The following is a 23603-nucleotide window of genomic DNA, read 5'->3' as shown; positions in this document are numbered from 1 at the left end:
TTAGGCCGTGCGGGCGGTGAGGAACTGTTCCAGCGCCTCAAGGTCGTCGGTGTTGATGTGGTCCACGCCGGCGTCGAAGAGTTCGTTCCAGACAGCGTCTCGGGCGGCGCCGGGCTGGTCCGGGGTGGCCCAGAAACGGACGCGGTAGCCCTGAATGTGTTCCTCTGCCACGTATGCCTGGAGCTTGGCGCGTTCGGCCTCGGGCATGGGGCCAACGCCCTGCCAGCTGAAAAGCTTGGTCCAGTTGTCACTGACCAGCGGCATGAGTTCGGCAGGCTTTCCGGAGGTGAGGTCGGCGGAGCGTCCGTCGTAAAAGCCGAACCGCTTGTCCTGTGCCTCCATGGTGGCCAGGGGACGGTTTCCGCTGATGACGGCAGTGACGGGCCCGGGTTTGGTGGTTCCGTTGCTGTAGCGGCTCATGATGCTTCGGTGCTCGGCCAGTTCCTGCTCGATTGCGGCGTAGGTGGCCTCCCCTTCGCTCTTGATGTCGATCAGGAGCTGGAAGCTGCCGTCCCAGTGGGGGTAAACGCTGTGGCCCTGGTTCCGAACCAGCTCGTCCAGCGGATCGAGGTAGAGGCTCTCGAGCGTTACTCCGGGCGTGGCATCCTCGAGGTCGTGGGCGACGAGCAGTTCGCCGTCGACGAGCCAGACGTCTGCCTCAACGCTGGTGAAGCCGTGCTCGAGGGCATCGAACAGCGGACGGTCGTGCTCATAGTCGTTGTGGGCGTGGGCGGCGGGCAGCGGCTGTCCGAGGACCACGGACGACGGCGCGTGGGCCGCGTTCGCGGCCGGCGGGGCTGCGATTCCGGTCAGGGAGGTGAGTGCCACGAGGGCGGTGACGGCGCTTTTCAGGAACACGGGGTTCTCCTTGGTACAGCTGAGTCGATTCATCGCCCAGGCGATGGGGGCGCTGGGCAGTGGTGCGTGAAAAGACTTCCTGCTGCGGGAGAACGGGCGTGGCCACAACGGTTTCGGGACGGTGAACGGGAGGCGTCGGTTACGGAGCTGCCGGGATCACCAATTACGGAACGGTTTTATTGCTGTTCGGCTTGGGGCTAGCTCTTCTGCCGATTCTGTACCCGGCCCAGAACGCCAGGATGAGCAGGCCGGTGGCTGCTACCGCCAAGCCGATCTGTGTCCCTTGGCTAACGATTGCCACACCGCTCCCCATGAAGAGCTGGTCACTCAGCGGCGCGTAAGCGAACCAGCCGAAGCTGACATTCGCGTTGCTCCAGGCGACGAGGCAACCCACCACCAACGCGACGAGGCCCGCCACGGGCAGGACGGCCGCCGAGACCCGGGCTGACTTTTCCTTGCGTTCCCCTGATGTGCTGTGTTCCCCCATGGAGGCGAGTCTAACCCGGCCGAGGGCGACTGTTACGAGGGGGATGTTGCCGGTGTGTAAGATCCGGAATCATGAGCGTAACGCCGAGCACCACTGGAACTGTCCGGGCTGTCTTCCTTGATGTTGACGGCACTTATGCGGACTATGGCGTGGTTCCCGAGGGGCACGTGCGCGCAGTCCGGACGGCACGGAAGGCCGGTCATCGGGTCTTTTTATGCACAGGGCGTCCAGTGTCAATGTTGCCCAAGAGCATTCTCGCCGCCGGTTTCGACGGCCTGGTGGCCAGCGCCGGTGCCTACGCCGAAGTAGGCGGGACTGTGCTCCTGGACAGGCTGTTTCCGGCTGATCTTGCGGCCCGCACTGTCCGGGCGCTCGACGCGCACGACGCCGTGTATGTCCTGGAGGCGCAGGAGGCCCTGTACGCACCACCGGACGCGATGCAACGCTTGCAGGTGATCCTGGACGCCCATTTCGAGCAGTCACCCGAGGGCCCGGTGGGTTCGTCCGACATCATGCGGGCCGTGCGGCCCACCTCGGACCTGGCCGCCGTACCGTTCGCCAAGGTCTCCGTGTTTGACTCCCCCGTTGCCATGGAGCATCTGGTCGGCGAAATCGGCGGGGCCATCGCGGTGGTCGGCAATTCGGTGGCCGACGACGGCCGGCACGCGGGGGAACTGTACCAGCGCGGGATCAGCAAGGCCGACGGCGTCGCAGCCGTTATCGCCCATCTGGGCATTGCCCGGGAAGACACGGTTGCGATCGGCGACGGCGCCAACGACCTGGAGATGATCGCCTACGCAGGGGTCGGCGTCGCCATCGAAGGATCACTCCCGGAGCTGGTGGCACTCGCCGATCGCACCGCCGCGCCTCCCCGGGAGGAAGGGCTCGTTGCCGCTTTCGCCGAGCTCGGCCTCATCTGATCAGGCCCGGCGCAGCGGCATCACAAGTTGGCGGCTTCTTGCTCCGCAATGCGGATCATCCGGAGCTCGTCCTCCACCGCGCGGGTCGGCCAGTAGTCCCACGACAGCTCATTCGCCCGCGTCAGGTCCGCTTCCGGAAAGAGCTTGACGAGCAGCCCGGAAGCCTGAAGCAGGGCGATCAGTGCCGTGGTCCTGGCATCGGGCGCTTCGGAGCCAGGTTTGGCAGCAGGGGCACCGTCCCCGGGCTTCGTGGACTCGGTCGCCGCAGCCTCAGCCGGGTCGGCGTCGGCGGTCCTTGCGTCGGCGGTCCTTGCGTCGGAGGTCCCGGCGTCGGCCGTGCCCGCAACGGCCGTGCCCGCAACGGCCGTTCCGGCGTCGGTTGAAGTGTCCGGCACCTCAAGGTTGGACGGCGGGCCGCTGAGGGCGGCGCGGATCTTTTCCAGGAGCGCCGCTTCCGGAGCATGGTCCTTCTCCGGGTACCGCACAGCCCGGAACAGGCCCAGGTGCCGTTCGCCCACATGTTCCACGATGCCCCGTGACGCCATCCCTTCATAGATACGCTGGACTTCGGCGCGGCCCTCGAGCATGGAGACCCACCGTTTGGGGGTGTGGGGCCGGGATTTGCCACGGATGAGTTCCAGTTCGTGCTGGAGATCCGTTTCCGCGGAGGCGCCCGTAGCTTTGACGTGCTTGCCCTGCAGTTCGATCGCGTCGATCAGGTCCAGTTCGGCCAGGATTGCGCCGGCCAAGGTGGTCCTGAGTGCGAACACCGGAATATCTGGTTTGCCGGTGACGTCGTTCGTTGCCAGAAGGAGGAAGGCCTGGGGGAGGTTCAGCTCCGACGCCTTCGATGTTTCAGCGTTCATAGCATCATGGTGGCCCTCTTGGGCGCCCACCACAACGGGGATTTACAAGCACCGGCGACGCCAAGGATCAGCAGGCATAAGCTGATTACACAACATCTCTTCCATCACCGGGGAGGTCACCATGGACGCGGAAACCGCCGACGTGACCGGTCATGATGTCACCACCATCACCTGCGTGTGCGGCAACACCGTCAGCAAGGACGGGCTGATCCAGGCCAACTCAGAAGGCGTCCCCGTCCACAACGTCGACGACACCCCGGTCCCCGCCGGGTTGGCGGAATGGCCATCCGATGAGGACCTCTACACCCTGTGCCCCTCCTGCGGCCGCGTGTACCGTGACTCGGTGATCGAGGAAACGGGGACAGCGCCCGTCGCGTTCCGCGTCGATGTCACCGCCGGCCCCATTGCCGAGGCCATCCGGGTGCACTGGGACCTCAGCAGTTGAGGAACGAAGCTCTCCGGAACTATCCAGCCAAAGGCTTTCCGGTCGCCTTTGGCGATCTTTGTGCTGCTCGGGCCAGGCAGCGCTGCTCGTCCTGGCGCCTGCCGAGCTCGGCAAAACTAGCTGCCGCCTCCCAAAACAGGGCGATGGCTTGATCATCGTGACCCTCTGCGCGGCGTAGGACGGCTCGTGCTTCCCAGAGGGCGGCGTGCCATGGTCCGCCAGGCCACATGCCTGCGAGCTGCTCCGCGTTGGCGAGCCGGCGGCGGGCTGCGTCCAGCTTCCCGGCCAGTGCGTAATGCGTCGCTGCGGCCACTTGATAACCCATCGAGCACGGTGGACAGACGCTCCTCCCGGCCAGTGCCGCGTCGGCTCGCTCAATGATGCGGACCGCTTGCGCCGGAGATCTGGCAGCCTCAGCGAGCACCCCGTACAGGCGTACGACGAGATGCGGCTCGAGCCACGTGGACGCCGCGGCACCCAGAGCGCGACTGGCTGCCCGGGCGGCCTCCTCGGGCCGATCCTGCGCGAGGTCAACCTCAGCCAGTCGTTGCAGTGTCACGATCTCGCCGGCCGGTGCCCCGGCCCGCCGGTGCAACTCGAGTGCGGACTGGAGAAGACTGCGCGCCTCGCTGAGCTCACCGGAGAAGAGTGCCGCCTCCCCCAGCAACAGGTCTGCGATGGCCAGGCCGCGCACCGAGCCTGCTCGTTCGGCGATCGTGCGCAGGCGCGCTATTCGCCGCGCAATTCTCCCGTGCCCGTCCGGCCCGCTCAGGCAGAACTCGGCAAGGCACAACTGTGCGTCAAGAATGTAGCCGGAGCGCGCAGAGTCGTGCTGGGTGAACTCCACGAACTCGGCCTCGAACACTTCGGGCCAACGGTCCTGCATGTTCGCCGCGATCGCCAACACTGCGCTGGCCTCGCCGATCTCTCGGCCCAAGTCCGCTTCCATGGCCAGCTCGCGTGCACGCCGTGCGTATGATGTGGCTTCGACGAGGTCGCCACTATTGAGGGCGATGAGTGCTCGCGCCAACGTGACCCGCGTGCGATTCTCCGCGCGTCGGCTGTCCTGGGCGATGGCCTCCTCGTAGACCGCGACGGTCGCCGCCCCTGGGCCGACGCCCAAGTCGGCGCGCAACCGACGACACAGTCGCTCGAACTGGCGGATCGCGCCCTGGCGATCGCCCGCGCCGAGCGCACGAACCATGATCGCGCGGTGGGCTTCCTCGTCCGTTGGGTCGGCCTTGACCACGTCGTCCCATCGAGCCGCGGCCTTGAGCAAGCGCAGGTACAGCGTGCGCAGCCGATCGCGGGGGTCCTCGGCCCACACGGCAAATCGATCATCGGGAAGCAGGTCGCCTCGATACAGGGCGAGCGCTTCATCCACCCCTGCCGATGAGGCAAGGGCGGCGCGCCCGTCCTCTTCGAACCGCTCCGCGTCAATGGAAACATCCACGCCTGGCAGCAGCACCAGCAGGTCGCCGTGCGCCTGAACGGCGTCTGGCGAGCCGAGGGCGGCGCGCGCGAAATGCATAGCTTTGCGAAGATTCGAAGCGGCAGCCTGCGCGCTGAGGTCGGGCCAGAGCAGATCGGCGACGACGTCCCTATGCAGTCGGTGCCCTTCTGCGAGGGCGAGGACCTTAACGAGCCCGGCCGCCTTGGTCCGCTTCCACGCGTCGTCCTGAACCGGCCGGCCGTCAATCACGACACCGAACGCGCCCAGCATGAGGACGGCGCACTTCTCCACGCCCTCATGGTAGCTGGGGGGAACGGTCGGGGAACAGGGTCGCCTTACCGTCAGAAGTGACGCGAGCCAATTGGTTCCGTCATCACATCACAACGACCAGGAGGACATGATGGGACTGCAACTCGGTGAGATCGCACCCGATTTCTCCGCCAAGACGACTGTCGGCGATATCCGCTTCCATGACTGGCTCGGAGACTCATGGGGAGTGCTGTTCTCCCACCCGAAGGACTTCACCCCGGTCTGCACGACCGAGCTCGGCTACATGGCCAAGATCAAGCCCGAGTTCGACCGACGCGGAGTCAAGATCATCGGCCTGTCTGTGGACTCGACAGCTGATCACGAGCGGTGGGCCGCCGATATCGAAGAGACGCAGGGGGCACGCCCCAATTACCCCGTGATCGGCGACGACGACTACACCGTGGCGAAGCTTTACGGCATGCTCCCGGCGGCCACGTCCGGGGACGCAAAGAGCCGCACGCCCGCGGACAACCAGACCGTCCGCAACGTGTTCGTCATTGGGCCGGACAAAAAGATCAAGCTGATCCTCGTGTACCCCATGACAACCGGACGCAACTTCGATGAAGTGCTTCGTGTTGTCGACTCGCTTCAGCTCACTGCGAAGCACCGGGTGGCGACGCCGGTCAACTGGAAGCAAGGCGAGGAAGTCATCATCGCCGGCTCCGTGCCGAACAGCGAGGCCCTCGGGATATTTGGCGATTGGAAGGAGCCCAAGCCGTACATTCGGATCGTCCCGCAACCTGTGTGATCGCAAAAGAGACTGGAGCCTGACATGACCGAAACCGCCCACTGCAGGCCGCATTGGCCCGCGCGGGCGGTCCGGCTGACGCTGTCGGCGGCCGGACCGCGCTCGGCGGTCAGGCAATAAAGCAGATGGATTACACAGTCGCTACCCGATCGAAATCAGCGCCGCTCATGTGTTCGCACAGCGCCACGCAGGCATCAAAGTGGGTCATGAACTCCGGGTTCTGCTTCCATGCGTCCCGGGACGCCTCGTCGGTCCACTCCGCGAACGAAACATAATGCCCGGCAACACGTCGGTCACGAATGAGGTTCGCCACGAGGATCGACGGGTAGTTCGCCCGGGACCACTGAAGGAACTCCGTCCATCGGTCTATGAACTCCTGATCGCTGCCCTGCTTCACCTGCCAGGTTCCTGAGGCATAGTGGTCTGCCATTGCTCTCACCTCCTTTCCGATTTCTCGCTTAAAGGTAGGTCGCGGCCGTTCCCCGCGCGTTCCTCGGTTCGCGTTGGCAGCACTTCTTACGAGCAAGGTTGTAGGCGGACGAGGCCGAGTACGGAAACGGTAAATTGGAGAGCGTGATTTCGATTGACCGGGATGACCCCGCACGCGACGATGTCCATCAGCTCCTGAGCGAACACCTGGCTGACATGTTCGCCACCTCGCCGGCCGAAAGCGTCCACGCGCTGGACCACTCGGCGCTGTCCGCACCGTCAATCACGTTTTGGACGGCCCGGGAGGCAGGCGGCCTGCTGGGGTGCGGCGCGCTCAAGCTCTTGGATTCCCCGCCCGGGTCCCCCACACACGGCGAGATCAAGTCCATGCGCACCACGGCAAACGCACGGGGGCGGGGCGTGGCCACGCTCATGCTCCGGCACATCCTCGACGACGCCCGTGCCCGCAATCTTGAGCGCCTCTACCTTGAGACCGGAACCGAGGACTACTTTGCTCCGGCGCGACGCCTGTACGCCCGCAACGGTTTCACCGAGTGCGCTCCTTTCGCCGATTACGTCCTGGATCCAAACAGCGTCTTTATGGAACTCCGCCTCTAAGGGAGAACCCCGGCATGAGCACCGGGACCCGCCGTCGAACTCGCGGGAAAGGTGCGAGATCGCGGGAACGATCCCACGATCTCGCACCTTTCCCGCGAACTGGGCGAATTCAGGACGTCCACGCAGTGGGCAGTGCTGCCCGCGCGTCACGCCGGCTGGCCTGGCACTCAGCCACCCGTCCCGCGGCGTCGCCGTGAACGGCAGACGTAATTGCCTCGACAACAGCGATCTGGCCGGTGGTGTCAGGGACGCCGGGAAACTGCACCTGCAGGGCCTCAACTGCAGCAACCGGCGACTCGCGTGTGGCACGCATACGAAGAATCGCGACGGCGGAAATGAGGCACCAGGCAACGTTCGTGACTACTGAAGGCCACGCTTCGTGGACCGCGCCATTGACGATGAAGGCACATGCACCGATGAGGTTGGCCATCTGGAAGCGTTTGCCGGCCTTCAACCAACCCATGGAAACAGACAGGTATGCCGACAGGATCAGAACTGCCCCCGACCAACCTGCGATTTCCCACAGCAGTTCCATGATGTCCTTTCAGAGGTGATGCCCGGGAAGAGGGTGTTGCCTGGATTTTTCCGCGGGCCCGTCCGGTTTTAACAGCAATTATGAGTTTGAAATGCCTTTAGAGCAATTGCATTTCACTGAAGGTGTGGTTTAGAACTACTTAACATGGATATCGATCCGCGCAGGCTGCGCGTTCTTCTTGCTGTTGCCCGTACGGGCGGGGTGCTCGCCGCGGCGGACGAGTTGGGAATCACGGCCTCGGCCGTCTCACAGCAGCTCAACAAATTGGAGGACGAGACGGGGCACGCCATGGTGGTGCGCACGCCCAAAGGTTCAGTTTTGACACCGGCCGGCCTGGCAGTCGCGGAAGCCGGCGAGGAGATTGAACGCGCACTCAGCGTCGCCCGCGCCCGTATCGAAGGCGGGGCCCAGATCGCAGGGGTCGTGCGCGTGGGCGGATTCACCAGCTTCGTTCGGACGGTGGTGATCCCACGCCTGCCCGAGTGGCGCTCCCAGTACCCGCAATTGCAGATCAGGATCGTCGAGGACGACTTCCCTGCCCTGATGCGGCTGCTCCGCCAGCGCCAGCTCGACGCCGTCGTGGTGGAGCTCGATTCCACGACGGCCGAACAGCGTTCGCTTTCCGCCGGAATGACCGAGGAGCCCCTGCTGGACGAGCCATGGAAGCTAGTGGTTCCCGCCGGCGCCCTGCTCAGCACCGAGAACATCGACCTTGCCCGGCTGCCACTTCCGTGGCTCGGCGTGGAACCCACAGCCGCCAACTCTGCAGTGCTCGGTCGGCTCCGCCAGTCAACGGGCGCCCAGATGGAAACCGTGCATCAATACCAGGAAACGCTCACCGCACTCGCGCTCGTCGCTGCGGGCGAGGGTATTGCGATCGTGCCCACCTTGGCGTTGAGTGGCGTCGCCCACGACGGGGTCGACGTCCTGGACGTCCCCGGGCTCGGAACGCGACGGATCGTCCTGCGCCGGTTCGACCGGCGACGGTCACCGAGTACGCCGGTGGACACCGTCGCACGCCTTCTACGGGAATCGGCTGGGGCGTTCGACACCCGTTCGCCGTCCTGAGCGGACGAGTCTAATCGTCCAGGCGCACGCCGCGCAGCAGCAGGAGCGTCCCGCCCACCACCACTGCTGACGCCAGGAAGACGCCTCCTGCGCCAAGTCCGGCCGCCACGACGCCGATGGCGCTGGGCAGCACCACCTGGCCTACCCTGTTGCCGGCAAGCCGAAGGGCCAGCGCCCGGCCGCGCTGCCCCGCCGGAGCCTGGGCTGAAAGCCAGGACATGGTGAGGGGCTGGCCGATGCCGAGGCCCAACCCCAGCACAGCCATGATCACAAACAGCAGCCATACCGGCATGGGAATTGCGGCCGCGGAAAGCGCGAGAGTGGACAACGCCAGGCTGAACACCAACAACCGCATGCGCCCCAGCTTCCGTGCCATCTGGCCCAGCAGGAGCCGGGAAACCATGGAGAACACGGCCCGGGTGGTCAGCATCAGGCCCACCGTTGCCGCTGAGAGCCCGCGTTCGGATCCGAGCGCCGGGAGGTAGACCATGGTCAGGTCCACCACGGCCAGGACGGTGGCGCTGGTGGCCAGAGCGCGTGCGACGCCGGGTGTCCTCAGCAGCGCAACAACACTGCCTTTGCCTCCGCCACCATCGCCCACCACTGCCTTCCTTTTGCCCCCGCTGACGTTGGCCGAAACGCCGAATGTGGTCACGAAAAGCACCAGGCTCATGCAGGCGGAGAGGAAAAAGATCGCCTGCGTATCGGGCCGCACCGAGGCGCCTCCCACCAGGGAAATCGCCAACGGCCCCAAGGCTTGTCCCAGCGATGCCGCGAACGTCAGGTAGCCGAACGCGGAATCCATCCTGGATGAGGCAGCGTTGTTGGCCACCACGGCCTGCTGCCCCACTACGCAGGCAAGTTGGCCGGCACCGAGGAACGCGGTTCCGATGACCAGCGTCACGATGGACGATCCCCACAGCAGCAGGAAGGCAGAGCAGGCAAGAACGACGGCGGATCCGATCGCCATCAGCCTCCGCTCGCCCAGGCGGTCCACCAGTCCGCCCGTGGGGACGGCGAGCAACAGGGGAAAGACCGCGTAGCTGGCGGCGAGGAGACCCAGCGCGAATCCAGGAACCTCCAGCTCGAGCGCCCGGTAGGTGGCGGCCGGACGGACCAGGAAGGTGACCGCCTGGATCAGGGCGGAATGCGTGAGGAGTGCTGTGGCCGAGCGGCGTCCGAGTTCGCCGATCATGTGATGACGAGGCTGCTGCCTGTGAGGGCACGCACGGCCGCGTCCCTGGCTCCCATAACGTGGTCGAAGGCTAGCTTGGCGGCTTTGTCGGGTTTGCCGGCGGCCACCGCGTCGACCAGGATCCGATGCTGTGCCAGCGCCTGGTCCCGCCGTTCCTGCGTACTGTTGGTGAAATGGCGGTATCGCTCCATCTGGCTGGAGATCTGGTCATGAAACCGCCGGGCCCACGAGTTCCCCGCAATATCGGCGATCTTTGAATGCAGCGACATGCCCAGCTTCATGGCTTCATCGGCAAACTGCACCATGGCCGCACTGCGCTCAAGAATGCTGTGGAGGGCTTCGATGTCCGCCGTCGTGGCCTTCACGCACGCCTGCCGCGCCATGAGCGATTCCATGGCCGCGCGCACCTCTTACAGCTCGGAAATTGCCGCCTCATCCAGGGCCGGCACCAGAACACCACCGGTTGGTTGCTGTTCCAGCAGGTTCTCCGAAATGAGCCGGCGGATGGCCTCCCGGAGCGGCGTACGGCTCACTTGCAGCGCCTCGGCCATTGCTGGTTCGTAGATGCGCGCCCCGGGCTTCAGCTCAAGGCTCAGGATCTGCCGCTTCAGCTCCGCGTAGACAACGTGTGCCCCGGTGTTCCGGGACGGTGAATGTGCCATGTGGTGACCTCCGCATTAAGCATACTTGTATACATCTATACAAGTACATTTCAGTCCCTTGGACTGGGCGCAGGGACTGGCTGCGGACGTTTTTCCAGCTGTGGCGAGGGCCCAACGCAGCCCCCGCTGCCGAACTCGCGGGAAAGGGCCCGGGATCGCTGGAGCGATCCAGCGATCCCGCGCGCTTCCCACGAATTGGGCGAACCCTCCGGTTTTAGACCTGCCCGGTCGGGCCGCTGTCCTTGACTTCACCGCGCCAGGCGCCGGTTTCGGTGCCGCGCGATTCAATGAAGTCCTTGAACTTACGCATGTCCGACTTGACCTGCATCTCGTCGATCTTCAGTGCCGCGCCTGCCTTTTCAGTGACGGTTTCCGGCGCCCATTCGAAATGGACTTTGACCTTCGTGTGATTGGCGTCCAGCGGCGTGAACCTGATGATGCCAGCATGGGACTTGCCGTCGGTGCTGCGCCAGGCGATCCGGTCGTCAGGCTCCTGGTCAACTATTTCGGTGTCGAATTCGCGCTGGACACCACCTACTTTGGTAACCCAGTGATTGGTGGTGGCGGTCAGTTGGGTTACGGACTCCACACCGGACATGAACTGCGGAAAGGATTCGAACTGGGTCCACTGGTTGTACGCGGTCCGCACCGGTACGGCGACGTCAACGGTCTCTTCTACGTGTTCCATCTGCTTCCTCCTGTCATGACGGACGGCCGCAACAACAGACCGGCAGCACTGGCAATCCTGCCAGTCAGGCAGCCGCCACATCTGCACGATAAATCCGGCGGCTCAGTGTGTCCAGACCTCCGGATTTGGCGGGACGACGGCACCACCGGATGACATTGACCGGCACAGTCGTAGGCTACTGGTAGGCCGGACGCCCAATGACAGGCCCCGGGTCCCGAAGGGAACGACGAGTGGACAGTAGTGCTGGTTACTGGTTCTTGAGTGCCGCCGAGTGGGGCAATGCAGCCACCGAAGTGCACACAGGCAGTGGGGAATCGCAGTCGTGGTCGGAGGGGAACCTCGTGCGGCCCCTGATTCACGGTGCCACCTATTTCGCCCGGCTGCACGAGGAACTGTCCGCCCTTGAGGCGGGAGACCGGGTGTGGTTCACCGACTGGCGTGGCGACGGCGACGAACGGCTGACGCCCGACGGGCCGGCGATCGGCGAGGTGCTGGCGCGGCTGGCCCGGGCCGGAGTTGAAGTGCGCGGGCTTGTCTGGAGGTCCCACGGAGAGCGCGTGTCTGCCCCATGAGCAACTTGTCCAACGAGCACCTCAGCCGCCAGATCAACGACGCCGGCGGCGAGGTGCTGCTGGATCAACGGGTGCGCCTCTTCGGCTGCCATCACCAGAAACTGTTCGTCATCCGCAATCGTCAGGACCCTTCGCGGGACGTCGCATTCGTTGGCGGGATCGACCTTTCCCACAGCCGCCGGGACGACGCCGACCACATGGGAGACCCGCAGGCTGTGGACATGGATCCCCGGTACGGGAAACAGCCGCCCTGGCACGATGCCGCCCTGGAACTGCGCGGCCCGGTGGTGGCGGATGTTCTGAAGCTGTTCGCGGAACGGTGGGATGACCCCCATCCTCTGGACCGTCGCACTCCATACCGGATGCTGCTGCAACGCCTGGCCGATATGCCCCGGCACCCCGAACCCCTGCCGGAGACTGCGCCGCCCCCGCCGCCGGCTGGCCCCCACGCCGTGCAACTGCTGCGCACCTACGGCGTGAAGCATCCGCCGTTCCCGTTCGCACCCCATGGTGAGCGGAGCGTTGCCCGGGCCTACACCAAGGCTTTCGGCCTGGCCCGTTCGTTGATCTACATCGAGGACCAGTACCTGTGGTCGGCTGAGGTGGCAGAGGGAATCGCGGCGGCCCTCGAACAGAACCCCGGTTTGAACGTGATCGCCGTGGTACCCCGCTACCCGGATTCCGACGGTGCGCTGGGAGGGCCACCCAAGCGGCTTGGGCAACTGCGCGCCATCGATAGGATGCGCCGCGCTGCTCCCGACAGATTCGGCGTGTTCAACCTGGAGAACAGGGCCGGAACTCCGATCTATGTCCATGCCAAGATCTGCATCATCGACGACGCCTGGTTCACCTGCGGGTCGGACAACTTCAACCGGCGGTCCTGGACCACGGACAGCGAGCTGACCTGCGCGGTCATCGACACCTCTGATGGCCAGGAGGAAGCACCCGAGGCACGCAATGGTTCCGGGGCTTCCCGTCCTTTGGCCCAAGGGCTCCGGCTCCAGCTCTGGGCCGAACACTTGGGCCTGGACCAGAGTGATCCCCGGCTGCTCGATCCGGCGGACGGCCTAGGCCTGTGGAATGCCGCCGCCGATGCCCTGGACCATTGGCACAAGACCGGCGCCCACCCACCCCGCCCCAGGGGACATGTGCGGCACCACACCACAGAACCGGTGACGCCCCTCCAGCGTCTCTGGGCGGACCCTGCGTACCGCCTGGTGGTGGACCCGGACGGCCGCCCCCGGAAGATGCGCGGCACTACCCAGTTCTAACCGAGGACTATTTTGCTCCTGCACGGCGACGGCCCCAGTGAATTGGGGTCCGTACAAGTTCACAATCGCTGAGGGGTCCGCGAGCTAGGCTGGCTTCCCCGGGTCGGCGCTCCGGCGGAGCTGCCGTAGCAGCGCAGCCCCGGTTGTCAGCTCCACGACGTAGACCAGCAGGGGCGGCAGGTCACCGGTAGCCACCAGGACGCCGGCGAAGACTCCGGCCCCGCCCACATTGAGCCAGCCCGGCCAGCGCGGGTCCTGTGGCAGGGCGCCGGAATTGGTGTGAGCACGCGCCCGTGCCAAAAGCCCGCCACCCAGGGCAGCCATGCCGGCAAGGCTCAGCCCCATGTATCCCTGAAAGGGCCAGAAGGGCATATTCCCCAACGCGAAGGCCTCCGGATCCCTGGATCGCGCCTTCAGGTGACCCAGGAACAGACCAGCTCCCGCGACCCACGCAAGTGCGGCGCCTTGGGCAAGCCGCTGCCCCGCCAAGGGTTCCTGACTGCCCCGCCCGCTTCCCGTATCCCAGTGACGGGCGAGCATCACCACGCCAACGGGCAACGCAGCTGTGCCTGCGGCCAAGAGCATTTGCTGGGGACTCCACTGCCCAGGGTCCGCCAGCAGAATGGCCAGTTTGCGCTGCGGGTCTCTTTCGACATACACACGCGAGACTGGCATGAAGGCCCCGGCCAGGAACGTTGCCGACCCCGCCACCATGACGGCCGCCGCCGTCGCATCTCCGCGAATTCGCCGAGCCATGGGATTACGGTAAACCTCGACGTCGGCAGGCACAAGGTCGCGAATTGGCTCATTGGAAAACCTCCGGCTGGGCGATGTTGTCCGGTGCGTGGTTACGGTGTGGCCGCCCGCCGAAAGGGAATGACGCCTGCTGATGCAGGCGTCATTCCTGGTTTCAGTGGAGAAGTAGCGTCACACAATGCGACGGCATCCCGCTCCTGACCAGCAACGCCCTACGCTTGACACGTGACTTTGACTACGATCCGCACCGCCGCCGCGAGCTCCCTCGCCGCCGCAGGTCTCCTGTTTACCCTCGCCGCCTGTTCAACGCCGGCCGCCACCCAGCCAACCACCTCTGCACCGGCCTCCACGGCAGCGGCCTCCTCCGCCGCCGCCGGACCCTGCTCCGGAGTGAAGGTCATCGTCGACTCGGGATCCCTGAAGCAGGCAGCCGCTGACAAGTCCGTGTGCGTGCCCGTGGACGCGAAGACCCCCGCCTCCAAGGTGCTCGAGGAGGCAGACGTGAAGACTGTAGGCACCACGCAGTACCCCAACGAACTGGTGTGCCGCGTGAACGGCGTGCCCGCCGCAGACTTCGAAATCGTCCACAAGGGCGGCACGTACAAGGAAGAATGCAGCGGCATGCCGGCTGCCTTTGCCTACTGGTCCCTCTGGGTGAAGCCCGCCACCGGTGACTGGGCCTACGCCCAGGAAGGCCTCGCCACCCTTCAGGTCAGCCCCGGAGAGAGCCTCGAACTGCTGTACACCGTCGACGGCGAACCGGCCGCCCCGAAGGCATGACTTTTCGACCCGCGCCGCTACGTGCAGCGGCGGCTCTCGCCGTCGTCTTCATCGCGGCGCGGGTCATCTACCGCATCCTTTTCAACGGGGCGGGCATCGGTGAGCCGGTTCTGCTCGACCTGCCGCCGGTGCGGCTGCCAGCCCCGTACGCCCATGTGGTCCTCCTCGGCCCGCTAACGGGACCTGGGCTGTGGCAGGCAGTTCTGTCCGCCCTGCCGATCGCCGGGATCATCCTCGGTTTCGGCATCCTCAACGCCTGGGTGGACATAGCCCGCGGCTTCGTCCGCCTGGCCCGCGGCGGCCCCCTGCAGGGCCTGGCCCGGACCCTGGTGGTGGCCTGGGCGGCGCTCCCGGCGCTGGCCGACGCCGTCGCGTCCGTACGCCTGGCCTTCCGATTGCGGGGTGAACGTTTCGGAGCCCGGGCCCTGGTACCCGTGCTCGAGCGCACCCTTGAGCACGCAGGCCGGGTGGCAGCGGCCCTGGAGCTGCGCGGCTTCGGGAGTAGGGCAGCACACCAACCCGGGCACGACGACGGCGGCCCGCTTCTGGTGCGCGACGCCCAGTTCCGCATTGGTGATGCTCAGGTGCGCGTTGCCGGGTTTGCGCCGTCGAGCGGGTCAATTTCGGTTATTACCGGGCCGACGGGTTCCGGCAAATCCACCATCCTGCGGGGGATCGCAGGCCTTCTCTCACACGTTGACGGCGGGGAAATCTCCGGCACCGTGCGCGTCGCGGGTACGGACCGCGCCACCACGCCGCCGCGCGATACCGCACGGCTCATCGGCGTCGTCCTGCAGAATCCCCGCGCCGCTTTCGCCTCCACCCGGGTCCGGGACGAAATCTCCCTGGCCCTTGAGCTGCGCGGCATGGCATCGGGTACCGCCACGGAACGGGTGCTGGAAGTCGCGGAGCGAATCGGGGTGTCGGCACTGCTGGACCGGGATGTCAGCACCCTCTCGGCGGGTGAGGCAACTCTGGTAGCCATCGCCGCCGCGGTGGTGCAGCATCCGGCGCTGCTCCTGGTTGATGAGCCCCTGGCCGACCTCGACACCACAGCACGCCGGCGCGTCATCACAGTACTCAACGCCCTCGCCCGCGACGACGGTGTCTGTGTCATCGTGGCAGAGCACCGGGCGCAGCAGCTCGTACCGGTTGCCGACTCCTGGTGGACCATCGACGACGGCGCCCTGGCGCCGGGCGTTGCGCCAGCGCCGCCGTCGGCCCCTGCCGCCCGTCCAACGCCAGTACAGCCAGCGGAGCACGCGCCGGTGCTGACGGCGGCAAACGTCGCGGTGCACCGCAAGGGCAAGCCGCTTGTCCTCGACGCGTCCTTGACCCTGCACCGCGGTGAAGTGGTGGCCCTCGTGGGCCCGAACGGTGCCGGGAAATCATCCCTCCTGGTGGCTCTCGCCCTGGGTGAAGGAACAGTTGGCGGAACAACGGTCGACGGCGGGACGGTCGACGGCGGCCGGGTCGCCCTCGTCCCGGATGCCTCGGACGACCTCTTCACCAGGGACACGGTGGCGGGAGAGCTCCGCGCGGCCGAGCGGCGCCAGATGCGCGCTGCGCGGCAGGCTCGGCGTCACCCGGGCCGAAGCAACCCAAGCCGGAGCAGTGACCAGCTTTCCCCAATGCCCGCGGCGTCACGCCTGGCCCGCTTGCGCGGTGACGTCCGGATTCCCATTGGGGATGAGCATCCCCGGGACCTCTCAGCAGGAGAGCGGAGGATCCTTGCGATTGCGCTGCAGACCATGGACAGCCCCCAGGTGCTCCTGATCGACGAGCCCACGCGCGGACTCGATCCTGCGGCGCGCACCGCAGTGGCGGCAGCGCTGCGGGCGGCAGCGGACTCAGGTGCGGCGGTCCTGATCGCCACGCACGACGTCGACTTTGCCCAGGGCCTCGGTGCCCGGATCCTGCCGATGAGTGACGGCGTCGTGCCCTCTTCCGTACCGGCCAACGAGCCCGAACCGCTCCTCCAGCTCTCCCGGCAGGCGGGTGCCGGGCCGAGGCCACGGGTCAGCGAACCAACAGATACCCAGGGCGCGGCAAGGCAGCGCCGCATCCGGATGCCCCGGGGCGTCGAGCTCGCCGTCCTCGCAGCCGCAAACCTTCTGGCCCTCGCAGCGTTCTGCTGGCCGCTGCTCGCCGCAGCCTTCCCGGAGGACGCTGCCGCTGCCCTCCCCTACGCGGCGCTGGCGATTGCGCCGCTCGCCGCCGTCGCCGTCGTGGTTTCTCTGGACGGGTCGGTCCGCTCCGCACACACGGTGGCGTTGCTCGGCGTCCTGGCAGCCGTCGGTTCCGCGGTGCGCGTGGCGAGCACCGGCGTCGGGGGCGTGGAGGCAGTCTTTATCCTGCTGCTCCTGGCCGGCCGGGCGTACGGTGCCCGTTTCGGCATGCTCCTCGGCGCCGCCACGATCGCCCTCTCAAGTGCCTTGTGGGGTGGCATCGGGCCGTGGACACCGTTCCAGATCTTCGCCTGCGCGTGGGTGGGTGCTGGGGCCGGACTGCTCCCCCGGCGGGTACGGGGCAAAGCCGAACTGTGGATGCTGGGCGGCTACGGCATCGTGGCGTCATACGTGTTCGGCCTGTTGACCAACCTGTGGTTTTGGCCGTTCGCGGTGGGAGCCGGCACCGGCATCTCGTACCTGCCGGGCGCGCCGTTGGGCACCAACCTCAGCAGCTTCCTGCTGTACTCGCTGGTGACGTCGACGGCGGGTTGGGACACCCTGCGCGGCATCACCACGGTGGTGGGAATCGCTGTGGTGGGGCGGGCCATCCTCGCCGCGCTCCGGCGGGTGAAGCCGGTCTCCAGCCTTGACAGGCAAGCCGGGCAGGCTCACGACGCCCAGGCCAGGGACCAGCACCAACTCACACCTTGAAGTACTTCGCCTCCGGGTGGTGGAACACGAACGCGTCGGTGGATTGTTCAGGGTGCAGCATCAGTTCGTCGCTGAGGATCACGCCCATTCGCTCGGGCTTCAGGAGTTCCGTCACCTTGCGGCGGTCCTCCATGTCCGGGCACGCGGGGTAGCCGAGCGAGAACCGGGCACCGCGGTAGTCGAGCTTGAAATATCCTGCCGTGTCCTTCGGCTCCTCGGCCGCGAAGCCCAGCTCCTTACGGATGCGTGCGTGCCAGAACTCCGCCAGCGCCTCGGTGAGCTGCATGACCAGGCCATTGAGTTCGTAGTAGTCGCGGTACTGGTTGGCGGCGAACATCTTGGACGTGAATTCTTCGATCTTCGAACCGGCGGTGACCAGTTGCACCGGCAGGACGTCCACCTGCCCCGATTCGCGGGAGCGCACGAAGTCGGCCAGGCATAGGTGCCGGTCGCGGCGCTGGCGCGGGAAGTTGAAGCGCAGCCGGTCGGTGCCGATCGGACCGCCTGAACCGCCGTCGGGGGCGAGCAGACCCGCGGTCCCGAGGACGCCGTCGCGATCCTCCCCGTGGTGCAGCACCACCACCTGCTCCCCCTCGGAGACCACCGGGAAGTAGCCGTAGGCGACGGACGCGTCGAGCATTCCCTCGCCGAGGATGCGGTCCAGCCAGTAGCGCAGGCGAGGGCGGCCCTCACGTTCCACCAGTTCTTCGTAGGAGGCGCCGTCCTCGCCGCGGCCGGGCTTGAGCCCCCACTGACCCATGAACGTGGCGCGCTCGTCGAGGAAGGCCGAGTAGTCGTGGAGGGCGACGCCGCGCACGATGCGGGTGCCCCAGAAGGGCGGCGCGGGCACGGCGTTGTCGGCGGCGACGTCGGAACGGCCGGGCATGGCCTCCGGCTCGGTGACCGTGAACTTCGCGCCTCCCTTGTGGATCCGTTTCTTCAGCGGCGGCAGGCCGACGTCGTCCGGTGACTCGCCGCGGGCCACACGGACCAGCGGTTCCATGAGGGCAAGGCCTTCGAAGGCGTCCTTGGCGTACCTGACCACGCCGTCAAACTGCTCTGCCAGGTCCTGCTCCACGTAGGCGCGGGTGAGGGCTGCGCCGCCGAGGATGATGGGCCACTTCTTCGCGAGGCCCCGGGACTGCAGTTCGGCCAGGTTCTCCTTCATCACCACGGTGGATTTCACGAGCAGCCCGGACATGCCAATGACGTCGGCGTTGTGCTCCTCGGCCGCGGCCATGATCTCGGCGATGCCCTGCTTGATGCCGATGTTGATGACTTTGTAGCCGTTGTTGGTGAGGATGATGTCCACCAGGTTCTTGCCGATGTCGTGGACGTCGCCGCGCACGGTGGCGATCACCATGGTGCCCTTGCCCGAGGAGTCGGACTTCTCCATGTGCGGCTCGAGCAGGGCCACGGCGTTCTTCATCACCTCGGCGGACTGCAACACGAACGGTAGCTGCATCTCGCCGGCGCCGAAGCGCTCGCCCACCACCTTCATGCCCTCGAGCAGGTTGTCGTTGATGATGCCGAGCGGCGTCATGCCTTCGCTGCGGGCCAGGTCGAGGTCCTCTTCGAGGCCCTTGCCTTCGCCGTCGATGATGCGCCGTTCCAGGCGCTCGCCGGTAGGCAGCGCCGCGAGTTCCGCGGCGCGCTGGTCCTTCAGCGCTGCGGTGTCGACGCCGGCGAACAGGTCCAGCATGCTGGCCAGGGGGTCGTACGTGAGGTTGCCGTCGGCATCGTATTCGCGGCGGTCATAGACGAGGTCCAAGGCGACCTTGCGCTGGTCTTCCGGCAGTGAGGCGAGCGGCACGATCTTGGCGGCGTCGATGATCCCGCTGGTCAGGCCGGCCTGGACGGCCTCGTGCAGGAACACGGAGTTCAGCACCATGCGCGCTGCCGGGTTCAGCCCGAAGGAGACGTTGGAGACGCCGAGCGTGGTGTTGATTCCGGGGTACTTCGTGGTGATCTGGCGGATGGCCTCGATGGTTTCGATGCCGTCCCGGCGGGTTTCTTCCTGGCCGGTGGCGACGGGGAAGGTCAGCGCGTCCACGATGATGTCCTCGACGCGCATTCCCCAGTCGCCCACCAGGGCGTCGACGAGGCGGGAGGCGATGGCCACCTTGCCTTCGGTGGTGCGCGCCTGGCCCTGTTCGTCGATGGTCAGGGCGATCACGGCGGTGCCGTGTTCCTTCACGAGAGGCATGATGCGTGCGAAGCGGCTGTCCGGGCCGTCGCCGTCCTCGTAGTTGACGGAGTTGACCACCGGGCGTCCGCCGATGTGCTCGAGCCCGGCCTGCAGCACGGGAGGTTCGGTGGAGTCGATGACGAGCGGGAGGGTGGAGGCCGACGCGAAACGCGAGACGACCTCCTTGATGTCCGCCACGCCGTCGCGCCCTACATAGTCGATGCAGACGTCCAGCAGGTGCGCGCCGACGCGGACCTGCTCGCGGGCGATGTCCACGCAGTCGTCCCAGCGCTCTTCCAGCATGGCCTGGCGGAAGGCCCTGGAACCGTTCGCGTTGGTGCGCTCGCCGATGGCGAGGTACGCGGACTCCTGGTCGAAGTTCACGTGGTGGTAGAGGGAGGCGATGCCTGCTTCACGCTCGGTGGGAACGCGGGAGCCGTCGGCGCCCCGTCCGCCGCTGGTGACAGCGGCGGCGGTGCGGAAGGGGGCAAGACGTTCGACGACGGCGGCCATGTGTTCCGGCGTCGTACCGCAGCAGCCGCCCACCAGGCCGAGGCCGAATTCGCGCACGAACTGCTCGTGCGCGGTGGCGAGTTCGGTGGGTGAGAGCGGGTAGTGCGCGCCGTTGGGGCCGAGGACGGGCAGGCCGGCGTTGGGCATGCAGGCGATGGCCACGGAGGACTGCTTGGACAGGTGGCGCAGGTGCTCGCTCATCTCGTCCGGGCCGGTGGCGCAGTTCAGGCCGATAGCGTCGACGCCGAGCGGTTCGAGGGCCGTGAGGGCAGCGCCGATCTCGGAGCCCATGAGCATGGTGCCGGTGGTCTCGACCGTCACCTCGACGAAGATGGGGAGCCGGATGCCGCGGGACACGATGGCCTGCTTGCAGCCGTTGACCGCGGCTTTGGTCTGCAGGAGGTCCTGGCTGGTTTCGATGAGGAAGGCGTCCGCTCCCCCGTCGATGAGGCCCTCAGCCTGCAGGGCGAAGGTCTGCTTGAGGTAGTCGTAGGTGGTGTGGCCGAGGCTGGGGAGTTTGGTGCCCGGCCCCATGGAGCCCAGGACCCAGCGCATCCGTCCGTCCGTTTTTTCTGCCGCTTCGGCTCGGTCGCGGGCGATTTCCGCGCCCTTGCGGGCGAGCTCTTCGATGCGGTCGTCGATGCCGTAGTCGGAGAGGTTGGACCAGTTGGCGCCGAAGGTGTTGGTTTCGACGGCGTCGATGCCGGTGGCGAAGTACGCGTCATGGATGTCTGCGAGGACGTCCGGCCGCGTGGCGTTGAGGATCTCGTTGCAGCCTTCGAGCCCCAGGAAGTCTTCCTCGAGCGAGAGTTCCCGGCCCTGCAGCATGGTGCCCATGGCGCCGTCGGCAATGACGACCCGCTGGTTCACGGCGTCCAGCAGCTCCTGGGCGCGGGCAGGGCGGGGCACGGACTCAATATCAAGAGCAAAACGAGGCATCTAAACAGGTTACGTGCGACACGCCGAAATATTGCTTCGTATTTCTGTGTGCTACGGCGGGGGTGTGTGGCCTGGGGCTTCATGAACATCCGCCGCCTGAGCCGCTAACGGGAGCCTATTCAGCTCACGTAAACCCGTCCCCGCCGGTTCCCTGACAGTCTATGAGGTGCCGAGGTATCCAGCGGCTCGCCTATTCACGGCAGAAGAAGAGCGAACGCTGAAGGACCTCCCGTGCACACGCCCGCTGGTTTGTGTTGGGTGCTGAGGGGGCCGGGCGAGTTTCCCTGATCAGTTCGCTGGTGCCCGCGAAACAGTTCAAGTATGCGAAGTCAGATAGGGTCGCTTCAGCATCCCGTTGACATTTTCTGTGGGAGCAAGAGAGGCGTGAAGGCGAATAAGTGGACGATATGTAGGGCCATCCAATTTACCGCCAACATCGACCCAGCTCCAGCCAGGAGGAGAAGTATCGGCGCAGCAAGCCCGGATTTTCATCTGACCGTCCCACCGTCGGAAGTTCAGTCGTCCCGTCTGCCAAGATGAACACATTACTTTTCTAAGTACGTCCGGGGTTAACCAAGGGCAGAGCGAGTGGAGAAGACTACCGTTTTGGACGAACCGACAATACCGAGGGAACTCGCTGAGCTGGCCCTTCGGACACCGAAACACCGTTCTGAGTCTTTCGCCACCTACTGCGGAAGGCAGCCGGTAACGACTTCTATCTGTATCAATGAGGAGAAATTCAACGGTCTCATTGTCCACTCTCGTGACCGTTACGGGATGCATGCCAAAGCGTGTGGCCGAAGCTCAGGGAGGCCCCTCCTACGTGCCAGCGATTTGCGGAGCTGGGAATGTCAGGCGGGCCGGCTGGCGTGAAGCAGTGGAACTACTTCAAGTTGGGGGATGCTAGGAGCCCCGTCCTAAAAGAGATAGCCAAGCAGAAGCTTTCGACTACGGAGCTGATCAAGTTGGACGAACTCATGGACAGGGTCGCGTCGGGCGACACCCTCAAGAAGGACGTCAAGCCTCTCGGCGATGGTGTGATGGAATTCGTGCTGCATCTCGATCGCAGGTCGTATCGGATGGCGTACGCCGAGGTCGACGGCGGACTCGTTCTGCTCGCTCTTACATTCTTCCGCAAGACCAAGCAGCGCCAGACCGAGTCGGTGGACTTGGCCAAGGAACGTTTGAAGACTTATAACCATCACAACGGGAACTAATTGACAAGAATATCGGTTATACCCGATAGTTAGGTGTCCTCGAAGGGAGACAGCTATGGGCAACCTTTTGGAAGCACTCGGCGTTAATGTTGATGACCCAAAGGTCATCGAGGCGCGGAAGGACGCGCACACACTTACCGAGACAATCCTTCAGTTGGTTCGACGGCGCAAGCACCTGAAGTTGAAGCAAAAAGAGTTAGCAAAAATCATGGGAACGTCACAGTCGACGGTATCTGAGTTCGAAAAGCTCGGTGGGAACCCGACACTTTTTACACTTCAGAGATACGCACGTGCAGTGGACGCGGAGCTCGTCGTGCAGGTTAAGGCCAGGAATGGCCGCTACCACCAAACCCAGGGGTGGACCGATTTTAAGGTCCACACGGGGGGAAATGTGCGTCTGGGAAACGCGCCAATTCCAGAACCGTGGACCAGCGAGCAGCTGGAGCGGGGCAGGGTGAACAGTGCCTGACCTTGCGACCTCCGCACATCCCTCGAAGGTGTACACGGACCTCCAGTCGATGATTGACGACTCCGAACTAGGTGGCATGACCTGCTACGAGCTGCGAGGAGTCCGACGCGACGCAGGTCTCGATGATGATGCACCCGTGACCAGCGACGCTCGTGATGATGCCGATCATGACGGAAGCATCGACATCGATGCTGAAGTCTACTTCCGAATACAGACGTCCATGGATGCAGTCGAGGTACGCCAACGCCTGAATGTTGTTTCGGATGATGCTCGTTTTACCGTTGACGAAGGAGTGACCTTCGAGTTCCCAGGACCAATCGAGGTTGATCAATCCATAAGGCAAGACTTCATTTCCAAAGTGGGCCTAATGGTGCTTCATCCATTTATGAGGGAGTCACTGCGGTCGTTATCCGCGAAGCTCGGTGTGGAGCCGGTCTTGCTTCCGATTAGGCGAGGATTCGACTTGGAACCAATGGATCCCTCAGAGGCCTCACTCAAACTGCCCAATGGCAATTCGGAAGATTAGGTCACATACGGCGGCCCTGAGAGCATCGAAACGCGAGTGAGTTCTGAACGAGAATGAGTTGTTCCGCCATGATGACGCGGTGGTTCACGGCCTTCAGCAGCGACTGCGAGCAGTTTCTGCTTTAGCCTCCGTCGCAGGAGCAGGGCTGCGCCTGATTCAGCCGAGAGTAAGCCCACTTGATCAGTTCGCTGGCAGTCCGCGACGTGCTT

The 23603-nt window shown here is 65.4% G+C and carries 22 protein-coding genes and 1 pseudogene; 12 read left to right on the top strand and 11 right to left on the bottom strand.

Going from position 1 to position 23603, the window contains the following annotated elements:
* Window positions 1-858, bottom strand: coding sequence for a phosphatidylinositol-specific phospholipase C/glycerophosphodiester phosphodiesterase family protein (locus tag V9L17_RS18700; RefSeq protein WP_337352471.1), 858 nt, complete (start codon window positions 856-858; stop codon window positions 1-3).
* A gap of 163 nt (window positions 859-1021) precedes the next feature.
* A complete protein-coding gene (locus V9L17_RS18695; RefSeq protein WP_337352470.1) occupies window positions 1022-1345 on the bottom strand; it encodes a hypothetical protein in 324 nt (107 codons plus the stop codon).
* 71 nt (window positions 1346-1416) lie between these two features.
* Between V9L17_RS18695 and V9L17_RS18690 the strand changes: the two genes are divergently transcribed.
* Window positions 1417-2265, top strand: coding sequence for an HAD family hydrolase (locus V9L17_RS18690; protein WP_337352469.1), 849 nt, complete (start codon window positions 1417-1419; stop codon window positions 2263-2265).
* 20 nt (window positions 2266-2285) lie between these two features.
* On the opposite strand, the gene V9L17_RS18685 is transcribed toward V9L17_RS18690, so the two are convergent.
* Window positions 2286-3131 (bottom strand): GOLPH3/VPS74 family protein, encoded by an 846-nt coding sequence (locus V9L17_RS18685; RefSeq protein ID WP_337352468.1) that lies wholly within the window; start codon window positions 3129-3131, stop codon window positions 2286-2288.
* A gap of 121 nt (window positions 3132-3252) precedes the next feature.
* Here V9L17_RS18685 and V9L17_RS18680 point away from each other — a divergent pair, with 121 nt between their 5' ends.
* On the top strand, window positions 3253-3576 hold the full coding sequence (locus tag V9L17_RS18680) for a hypothetical protein (protein ID WP_337352467.1): 324 nt from the start codon (window positions 3253-3255) through the stop codon (window positions 3574-3576).
* 19 nt (window positions 3577-3595) lie between these two features.
* On the opposite strand, the gene V9L17_RS18675 is transcribed toward V9L17_RS18680, so the two are convergent.
* Window positions 3596-5320, bottom strand: coding sequence for a BTAD domain-containing putative transcriptional regulator (locus V9L17_RS18675; RefSeq protein ID WP_337352466.1), 1725 nt, complete (start codon window positions 5318-5320; stop codon window positions 3596-3598).
* A 106-nt stretch (window positions 5321-5426) separates the two neighbouring features.
* Here V9L17_RS18675 and V9L17_RS18670 point away from each other — a divergent pair, with 106 nt between their 5' ends.
* On the top strand, window positions 5427-6086 hold the full coding sequence (locus V9L17_RS18670) for a peroxiredoxin (RefSeq protein WP_337352465.1): 660 nt from the start codon (window positions 5427-5429) through the stop codon (window positions 6084-6086).
* Window positions 6087-6216: 130 nt separating this feature from the next.
* On the opposite strand, the gene V9L17_RS18665 is transcribed toward V9L17_RS18670, so the two are convergent.
* Window positions 6217-6516 (bottom strand): antibiotic biosynthesis monooxygenase family protein, encoded by a 300-nt coding sequence (locus V9L17_RS18665; protein WP_337348785.1) that lies wholly within the window; start codon window positions 6514-6516, stop codon window positions 6217-6219.
* Window positions 6517-6659: 143 nt separating this feature from the next.
* On the opposite strand from V9L17_RS18665, the gene V9L17_RS18660 reads away from it, so the two are divergent.
* Window positions 6660-7133 carry a GNAT family N-acetyltransferase gene (locus V9L17_RS18660; RefSeq protein WP_337352464.1) on the top strand — a complete coding sequence of 158 codons (474 nt, stop codon included), beginning with the start codon at window positions 6660-6662 and terminating at the stop codon, window positions 7131-7133.
* 109 nt (window positions 7134-7242) lie between these two features.
* Here the strand turns inward: V9L17_RS18660 and V9L17_RS18655 are convergent, their stop codons facing one another.
* Window positions 7243-7668, bottom strand: coding sequence for a CBU_0592 family membrane protein (locus V9L17_RS18655; RefSeq protein WP_337352463.1), 426 nt, complete (start codon window positions 7666-7668; stop codon window positions 7243-7245).
* A 144-nt stretch (window positions 7669-7812) separates the two neighbouring features.
* Between V9L17_RS18655 and V9L17_RS18650 the strand changes: the two genes are divergently transcribed.
* Window positions 7813-8736 carry a LysR family transcriptional regulator gene (locus tag V9L17_RS18650; RefSeq protein WP_337348782.1) on the top strand — a complete coding sequence of 308 codons (924 nt, stop codon included), beginning with the start codon at window positions 7813-7815 and terminating at the stop codon, window positions 8734-8736.
* Between the two features lie 10 nt (window positions 8737-8746).
* On the opposite strand, the gene V9L17_RS18645 is transcribed toward V9L17_RS18650, so the two are convergent.
* From V9L17_RS18645 to V9L17_RS18635, 3 genes and pseudogenes are all read right to left on the bottom strand, one after another.
* Window positions 8747-9931 (bottom strand): MFS transporter, encoded by a 1185-nt coding sequence (locus V9L17_RS18645; RefSeq protein ID WP_337352462.1) that lies wholly within the window; start codon window positions 9929-9931, stop codon window positions 8747-8749.
* Window positions 9928-10593 (bottom strand): annotated as a pseudogene (locus V9L17_RS18640) (GntR family transcriptional regulator). The gene V9L17_RS18645 and the pseudogene V9L17_RS18640 overlap by 4 nt, the downstream one beginning before the upstream one ends.
* Window positions 10594-10807: 214 nt before the next feature.
* Window positions 10808-11281, bottom strand: a complete 474-nt coding sequence (locus tag V9L17_RS18635; protein WP_337352461.1) for an SRPBCC family protein — start codon at window positions 11279-11281, stop codon at window positions 10808-10810.
* A gap of 230 nt (window positions 11282-11511) precedes the next feature.
* On the opposite strand from V9L17_RS18635, the gene V9L17_RS18630 reads away from it, so the two are divergent.
* Window positions 11512-11853 (top strand): hypothetical protein, encoded by a 342-nt coding sequence (locus tag V9L17_RS18630; protein ID WP_337352460.1) that lies wholly within the window; start codon window positions 11512-11514, stop codon window positions 11851-11853.
* The gene (locus tag V9L17_RS18625; RefSeq protein ID WP_337352459.1) at window positions 11850-13124 is read left to right on the top strand and encodes a phospholipase D family protein; all 1275 of its coding nucleotides are present in this window, start codon (window positions 11850-11852) and stop codon (window positions 13122-13124) included. The genes V9L17_RS18630 and V9L17_RS18625 overlap by 4 nt, the downstream gene beginning before the upstream one ends.
* 84 nt (window positions 13125-13208) lie before the next feature.
* On the opposite strand, the gene V9L17_RS18620 is transcribed toward V9L17_RS18625, so the two are convergent.
* On the bottom strand, window positions 13209-13880 hold the full coding sequence (locus V9L17_RS18620; RefSeq protein ID WP_337352458.1) for a hypothetical protein: 672 nt from the start codon (window positions 13878-13880) through the stop codon (window positions 13209-13211).
* Window positions 13881-14105: 225 nt separating this feature from the next.
* Here V9L17_RS18620 and V9L17_RS18615 point away from each other — a divergent pair, with 225 nt between their 5' ends.
* Both V9L17_RS18615 and V9L17_RS18610 read left to right on the top strand, forming a co-directional pair.
* Window positions 14106-14660 carry a hypothetical protein gene (locus V9L17_RS18615; protein ID WP_337352457.1) on the top strand — a complete coding sequence of 185 codons (555 nt, stop codon included), beginning with the start codon at window positions 14106-14108 and terminating at the stop codon, window positions 14658-14660.
* A complete protein-coding gene (locus tag V9L17_RS18610; RefSeq protein WP_337352456.1) occupies window positions 14657-17542 on the top strand; it encodes an ATP-binding cassette domain-containing protein in 2886 nt (961 codons plus the stop codon). The genes V9L17_RS18615 and V9L17_RS18610 overlap by 4 nt, the downstream gene beginning before the upstream one ends.
* Here V9L17_RS18610 and metH read toward each other — a convergent pair.
* Entirely contained in the window at window positions 17532-21182 is a 3651-nt protein-coding gene (gene metH / locus V9L17_RS18605; protein ID WP_337352455.1) for a methionine synthase, read from the bottom strand. The genes V9L17_RS18610 and metH overlap by 11 nt on opposite strands.
* An 869-nt stretch (window positions 21183-22051) precedes the next feature.
* On the opposite strand from metH, the gene V9L17_RS18600 reads away from it, so the two are divergent.
* From V9L17_RS18600 to V9L17_RS18590, 3 genes are all read left to right on the top strand, one after another.
* On the top strand, window positions 22052-22399 hold the full coding sequence (locus V9L17_RS18600; RefSeq protein WP_337352454.1) for a type II toxin-antitoxin system RelE/ParE family toxin: 348 nt from the start codon (window positions 22052-22054) through the stop codon (window positions 22397-22399).
* A gap of 55 nt (window positions 22400-22454) precedes the next feature.
* Entirely contained in the window at window positions 22455-22868 is a 414-nt protein-coding gene (locus tag V9L17_RS18595; RefSeq protein WP_337352453.1) for a helix-turn-helix domain-containing protein, read from the top strand.
* Between the two features lie 136 nt (window positions 22869-23004).
* Window positions 23005-23394: a hypothetical protein gene (locus V9L17_RS18590; RefSeq protein ID WP_337352452.1), complete on the top strand. Its 390-nt coding sequence runs from the start codon at window positions 23005-23007 to the stop codon at window positions 23392-23394.
* The last annotated feature ends 209 nt before the right edge of the window (window positions 23395-23603 follow it).

The organism is Pseudarthrobacter sp. CCNWLW207, from assembly GCF_037203945.1.
Lineage (GTDB): Bacteria > Actinomycetota > Actinomycetes > Actinomycetales > Micrococcaceae > Arthrobacter.
This window is presented reverse-complemented; position numbering and strand designations above follow the sequence as displayed.